Here is a 6,393-nt window from a genome sequence, read left to right on the forward strand (position 1 = left end):
AGCAGCACCTAAGGTCACTTCCCTTAAGCTAAACCCCCTACCTTCTTTTACATAGACAATGGCGCGTTTTCCGGTCCATAACACTGCTGATTTTGGCAACACAATCTCGTTTTCAACCGTCTGCCCGGGCACTGCTTGTACCGTTCCTGAAGCAAACATTTCAGGTTTTAACTTGCCTTCTTTGTTATTGACTTCAACACGGGCGGTGGCTACCCGGGTTTGTGCATTCAATAAAGGATCCACAAAAGAAATAGTTCCTTCAAAGGTTTCACCGGGAAGTGAATTGACTGTAAATGTAATCTCACTTCCTTCTTTTACCCAGGCCATCTGACTTTCATACACATCAAAAAGCACCCATAATTTACTTAAATCGGCTATTTCATACAATGCCATCCCACGTTCCACATAATCGCCCAGTTCCACATTCTTTTTGGTCACCACCCCGCTTACGTCGGCCTGGATGGAAAACCGATCCAGGGGTTTTTGATTGGCAATGATTTGCTCGATTTGTGCATTACTAATTTTCCAATTGCGTAACTTGGTTTTAGCTGCCTCGAACAATTCAGGTTGTGACGTACGGATGGCATAGGCCTGTAACAACTCTTGTTGGGCCGTGACCATTTCCGGCGAATAGATTTGTGCCAGGGTTTGTCCGCGGGAAACCTTTTCGCCTGTAAAATTGATGCGTAGTTGTTCAATCCTACCCGGAATGTGTGTGCTTTGAGAGTAAGAATTCCGTTCGTCCACCTGCACTTTTCCGTTTAACCGAATGGAACGTTCTGCATTGCTTTTTCCCACAATCATCGTACTGACATTCGCCAGGCGCATCGCGTTTTCACTCATCACAAACACGGCAGGGTCTCCACCTTCATCATCTTCCAAAGGAATGAGGTCCATACCGCAAAGGGGACATGCTCCCGGTTCCGGCTGTTGAATTTGTGGATGCATCGAGCAAGTCCAGACGGTGGTTTCGCCGGATTCGATATGGGCGTGTTCTGTATCAGAAGTGCTTGCACCTCCAAAAATAAGCCAGCCCAGAAATAAGCCAACAGCTAAAATTCCGACTGCTTTGAGAATATTTTTATTTTTTGTGTCCATAATTAATCTTCTTTATTAGAAAGTAAATACTCCAATTGTGCCTGAGCAATAAACCCATTTTTGAGGGCTTCCAACTGTTGTGTTTGAATTAAGATTTTTTGTTGATTCATCGTTAAGATTTCTTCAAAATTAGCGCGGTTGTTCGCAAAACCGGAAACGTACAATTTGGTTGCCTGATCGATTCGCTCCAACTGATTTTCATATAGATCCATCAATTTATCTGCTTGATGCAATTCATATAATGTCATTTCATAGCTGGATTGCAAGTTGTTTTTTTTCGCTTGTTGTTGTGCTTCTACTTGTACTTGCATCCATTCAGCTTCTTTTTTTGCGGCTTTGTATTTGTTTCTGAAAATGGGCAAGGTCACCGTAAGCATGGGCATAATAGCATCTTGCCCGTTCATCTCCGGATTGGCGTCAGTGCGTTTTGAAATAATGGAATAATCTACACCCAATCCTATTTTGGGTAAGCCGTCTTTTTCAATGGCGGTGATTTGACTGGTCAATGCTGACTTTTCGTTATCCAACGCCACTATGGAAGGATGGTTTGCAAAAGCATCTTCGGTTTGGGTATAGTCAATGAGGTTGCTTTTTAAAACGAGCGTATCCTCGATCACCACTTCCATCTCTTTATCACGGTTCAACAACAAGTTGAATTGTGCTTCCAATGGTTTCCTTCTTGATTTTAACAAATTTACTTCGGTTTTTGCGGCGTCGCGTTCCAAATCTACTTTTACCACATTCACCATCGGGGCATTGCCGCTTCTGAAACCACTTAAAGCGAGTTCGCGGTAGCTGTCCAAAATTTCCAGGTTTTGTTCTTTGAGTGCAATGGTCTTATCAAGTACATACAACTCCGCATAGCGGGTTTTTACTTCCACAAACAACGCACTTCTTTGGTTGATGTATTCCAGAAACCGGGCATCTGCTCTCGCTACTGCCGCATCTTTCTGCGCTTTCAATGTTCCAAACCAGGGAAACATCTGCATCAAAGAAAAGCGCGCTTCCTGAGCTCCCAAACGGGTTTCAATCATCCTTCCAAAAGCACTCACCGTAAGTGTAGGATCCGGCAAACTTGCTACCTGAGGTGCTTTTTGCAATGCCGCTTCAAAACCGGCATAACTCGCTTGGAGTTCCGGATTGTTTTTTGCGGCTTCCTGTAGATAATCTTCCAGGGTTTGTGCCTCAAGTACCGGACTTGCGAGTAAGAGAATCAGTAACCCTATAATTTTATATCTATAATTCGTTTTTATCATCTTATTCTAATATTTCGTTCTTTTTAACAACCGTCTCTCTCCAATAAGCCTGCAACACCGGCACCACAAAAATGGTCATAATCTGAATGACCATTCCGCCCACTATGGGAATGGCCATGGGCACCATAATGTCTGATCCTTTACCGGTAGAGGTTAATACCGGCAACAATGCAATAATCGTCACTGCCGTGGTCATCATGGCGGGCCTCACCCGTTTTAAACCGGCTTCCATTACTGAATCTCTTACCGCTTTTACTGTTTGCGGATTGTTTTTCTCAAACACCTGATGGATATAGGTACCCATTAACACACCATCATCGGTGGCGATACCAAACAAGGCAATAAACCCGACCCAGACGGCGACACTCAGGTTGATGGTTCCCATCTGGAAAAGGTCACGCATATTCATCCCAGCCATATTAAAATCCATAAACCAGCCTTGACCATACAACCAAATCATAATAAAGCCCCCGGAAAAGGCGACAAACACCCCTGAAAAGTGAATGGATGAAGCAATAATGGTCTTGAACTGAAAATACAATAACAGGAAAATGATGATTAAACTGATGGGAATCACAATGGCCAAACGCTCCATTGCCCGTACCTGATTTTCATAGTTTCCGGAAAATTTATAGCTCACTCCTGCAGGCACCTTCAGCTCCCCGGAATCGATTTTACCGGCGATGTACTTTTGTGCATCTTCAACCACATTCACCTCAGCAAAATCTTCTTTCTTATCAAACAACACATAACCTACAAGAAAAGTGTCTTCACTTTTAATCATTTGAGGTCCGCGTACATAGGTGATTTCAGCTAGTTCCCCCAAAGGAATCTGTGCTCCTTTTGAAGTAGGTATTAAAATGCGCTCCAGTGATTCAGGGTCTTCACGCAATTCTCTGGGGTAGCGCACCCGCACCGGGAACCGTTCCCTGCCTTCTACTGTAGTGGTAATTTCCATACCACCAACGGCTGTTTCCAACACGCTCTGCACTTCTTCAATACTCAAACCATATCGGGCAATCGCCGGACGATTGATGTCGATTTCCATATAAGGCTTCCCAACGATTCTGTCGGCAAAAACGGCTTCGGTTTTAACGGACGGAACTTCTTTGAGGAGTGTTTCCAATTGGGTTCCAAAGGCTTCAATCGTTTGCAAGTCCGGACCAAAAACTTTGATTCCCATGGGTGCCCGCATTCCGGTTTGCAGCATGACCAAGCGGGTTTCAATGGGTTGTAATTTGGGCGCCGAAGTCACACCGGGCAATCGGGTCACCTTAACGATTTCATCCCAAATATCATCCGGGTTTTTGATATGTTCACGCCAGTTTCTGAAATAAGTGCCGTCTTTATCTTCTATTAAATCGGAATTGGAAAATCCGTTGTTCAATACCTCCTCATTAGAAAGTGTGTCACCCGATTTCAATACAAATCGGCTTTCCCTGTCAGTTTTAAACTTTAGGGGGTTTCCGTTGGCATCTAATGCATATTCCGGTTTATAATTGATGACGTTTTCATACATCGAAATGGGTGCGGGATCGAGGGCACTTTCAATGCGCCCCAGCTTTCCAACGGCAATGTCCACTTCGGGAATGGCGGTTACGGCCATATCCAGTTTCTGAAGGATGTCTTTGGTGGCTTCCATTCCTGCGTGAGGCATCGCTGTGGGCATTAAAAGAAAACTTCCCTCATCCAGTGAAGGCATAAACTCCTTCCCCACTCCGGGGAAACTGTGTGCCAAGGTGGACCAAACAGAAGTGGTGCGAATATTCAATCCCACTTTGTCAAATCCGTTTGCCGCAAAACCAAAGAGTTTCGGGAAACCGAACCAAATCATCGCTCCAAAGAAAATGGTAATGAGTGGCAGCAATAAAAACTTGCCTTTGTTTTCGAGACACCAGGTTAGCATATGACTATAGTATTTTACCACACTGAAAAGGATCGCCAAAATCACCGCCAGCATCACCAGTACAAAAATGTAATTGGTCACCAGCGAATTTTGATAGCCTAATGGAAGCCATTCTTCCGTTAAGAATAAAATGGTCACGGCCAGTATGAGTCCAAAAATAATGTGGGAGGTGTATTTGCCCAAAAGTTCCGGTTTTTTGTACTCAATTAGTTTAAGGATTCCGATGGCGGTGAGTGCCAGTGGCAACCAAAAACTAAAGTACAACCACAACACGATGCCTGAAACAATCAACAGCATGTAGGAAACCTGACGCCACTTTTCTTTCTTGACTTTAAAATTGAATACATAATAGGAAAGCATCGGTAAAATGACAATCCCCACAATAAAGGATGCCACCAGTGCAAATGTTTTGGTAAACGCCAAGGGTCTGAATAGTTTTCCTTCGGCATTTTCCATAAAAAACACAGGCAGGAAACTCACTACGGTTGTTGCCAAAGCGGTGGTGACCGCCGGCGCCACTTCGATGGTGGCTTTATAAATCACATTGAGTAATTTTTTACCCCGGGAACCGAGATTTTCAGGCATTTCCAGATGTCTGATGGTATTTTCGACAAACACGATTCCCACATCGACCATCACCCCAATGGCAATAGCTATACCTGATAGCGCCACCACATTGGCATCCACTCCAAAATAACGCATCACGATAAAGGTCATCAACACCGCTATGGGCAATAAACTCGAAATCAGCACCGAGGCTTTTAAGTTGAGCACCAAAACGATAATCACGATAATACTGATCAGGATTTCGTGAGACAGCGCGTGTTCTAACGTGGCAATAGTTTCATTAATAAGTTGGGTGCGGTCATAAAACGGCACCACGGTTAATTTACTTACAGTGCCATCAGCCAATGTTTTTTCAGGCATTCCTGTAGCGAGATCGGCTATTTTTTGTTTGGTGTTTTCAATGACCTGCAATGGGTTGGAACCATAACGCGCCACCACGACACCGCCCACAACCTCAGCACCGCCTTTATCCAGTAAACCCCGACGTTCTGCCGGACCCAGAGAAACTGTACCGATATCTTTAATTAGAACGGGAGTATTTTCGGTGACCGCGACTACGGTATTTTCAATATCATCAATGGATTTGATATAGCCCAATCCCCGAATCAGGTATTCCACTTTGTTTACTTCCAGGGTTTTGGCACCGGCATCGCGGTTGGAGTTTCTCACGGCCATCATGACTTTGTCAATGCCGATGTTATAAGCTTTAAGGGCATCGGGGTTGACATCGATTTGATATTCCTGCACAAAGCCGCCTATGGATGCCACTTCTGAAACACCTTCGGCGGCACTGAGGCCCAGTTTTACATAATAGTCCTGCACCTTTCTTATTTCGTGTAAATCCCAGCCACCGGTAACATTGCCGTCTTTATCGCGACCTTCAAGCGTGTACCAAAACACCTGACCAAGCGCTGTGGCATCAGGGCCCAGTGTGGGCTGCGCATCATCAGGTAACAAGCCGGGCGGTAACGAACTTAATTTTTCAAGCACCCGACTGCGCGACCAATAAAACTCCACGCCTTCTTCAAAGATGATGTAGATACTGGAGAAGCCGAACATAGAAGTGCTGCGAATGGACTTCACACCTGAGATTCCCAACAAGGAAGACGTGAGCGGATAGGTAATCTGGTCTTCAATATCCTGAGGCGACCTTCCGGGCCATTCGGTAAAAACGATTTGCTGATTTTCGCCAATATCAGGAATGGCGTCAACTGCAACGGGGTCGCTGGGCAGAAAGCCCGTGTTCCAGTCAAAGGGTGCGGTGACAATGCCCCAGCCGATGAAAAACAACAACAAAATTGTTGTAACCAGACGGTTGTGTAAAAAGTATTTTATGAGATTTGAAAACATAAAAAATGATTTAAATTTTAGAGAATGTTAGTGCATGCTGAATGAACAGCATACCATTTACTTCCGGCGGAAGTTTCTAAAATTTAATATCAGATTAAGTAGGTCTCGTTAAGGAGATGAATATCTTCTACAAGCCTGGGCGGCGAATAGTGATCAAAAGGGATGTGTTTTTCAGATAGTGGTTCAAACAGGTTCAAGTAAGAATAGCTGAACAGC

3 protein-coding genes are annotated in these 6,393 nt (G+C 44.5%); all 3 read right to left on the bottom strand.

The features are described 5' to 3' along the window. Nucleotides 1–1,098 (bottom strand): efflux RND transporter periplasmic adaptor subunit (locus AACY61_RS06930; protein WP_339610849.1); only part of this gene is annotated, 1,098 nt, incomplete at its 3' end. Between the two features lie 2 nt (nt 1,099–1,100). After that, nucleotides 1,101–2,354 carry a TolC family protein gene (locus AACY61_RS06935; protein ID WP_339610850.1) on the bottom strand — a complete coding sequence of 418 codons (1,254 nt, stop codon included), beginning with the start codon at nt 2,352–2,354 and terminating at the stop codon, nt 1,101–1,103. A 1-nt stretch (nt 2,355) separates the two neighbouring features. Beyond that, nucleotides 2,356–6,177 carry an efflux RND transporter permease subunit gene (locus AACY61_RS06940; protein WP_339610851.1) on the bottom strand — a complete coding sequence of 1,274 codons (3,822 nt, stop codon included), beginning with the start codon at nt 6,175–6,177 and terminating at the stop codon, nt 2,356–2,358. Nucleotides 6,178–6,393 lie beyond the last annotated feature (216 nt).

Source organism: uncultured Planktosalinus sp., from assembly GCF_963973675.1.
Lineage (GTDB): Bacteria > Bacteroidota > Bacteroidia > Flavobacteriales > Flavobacteriaceae > Planktosalinus.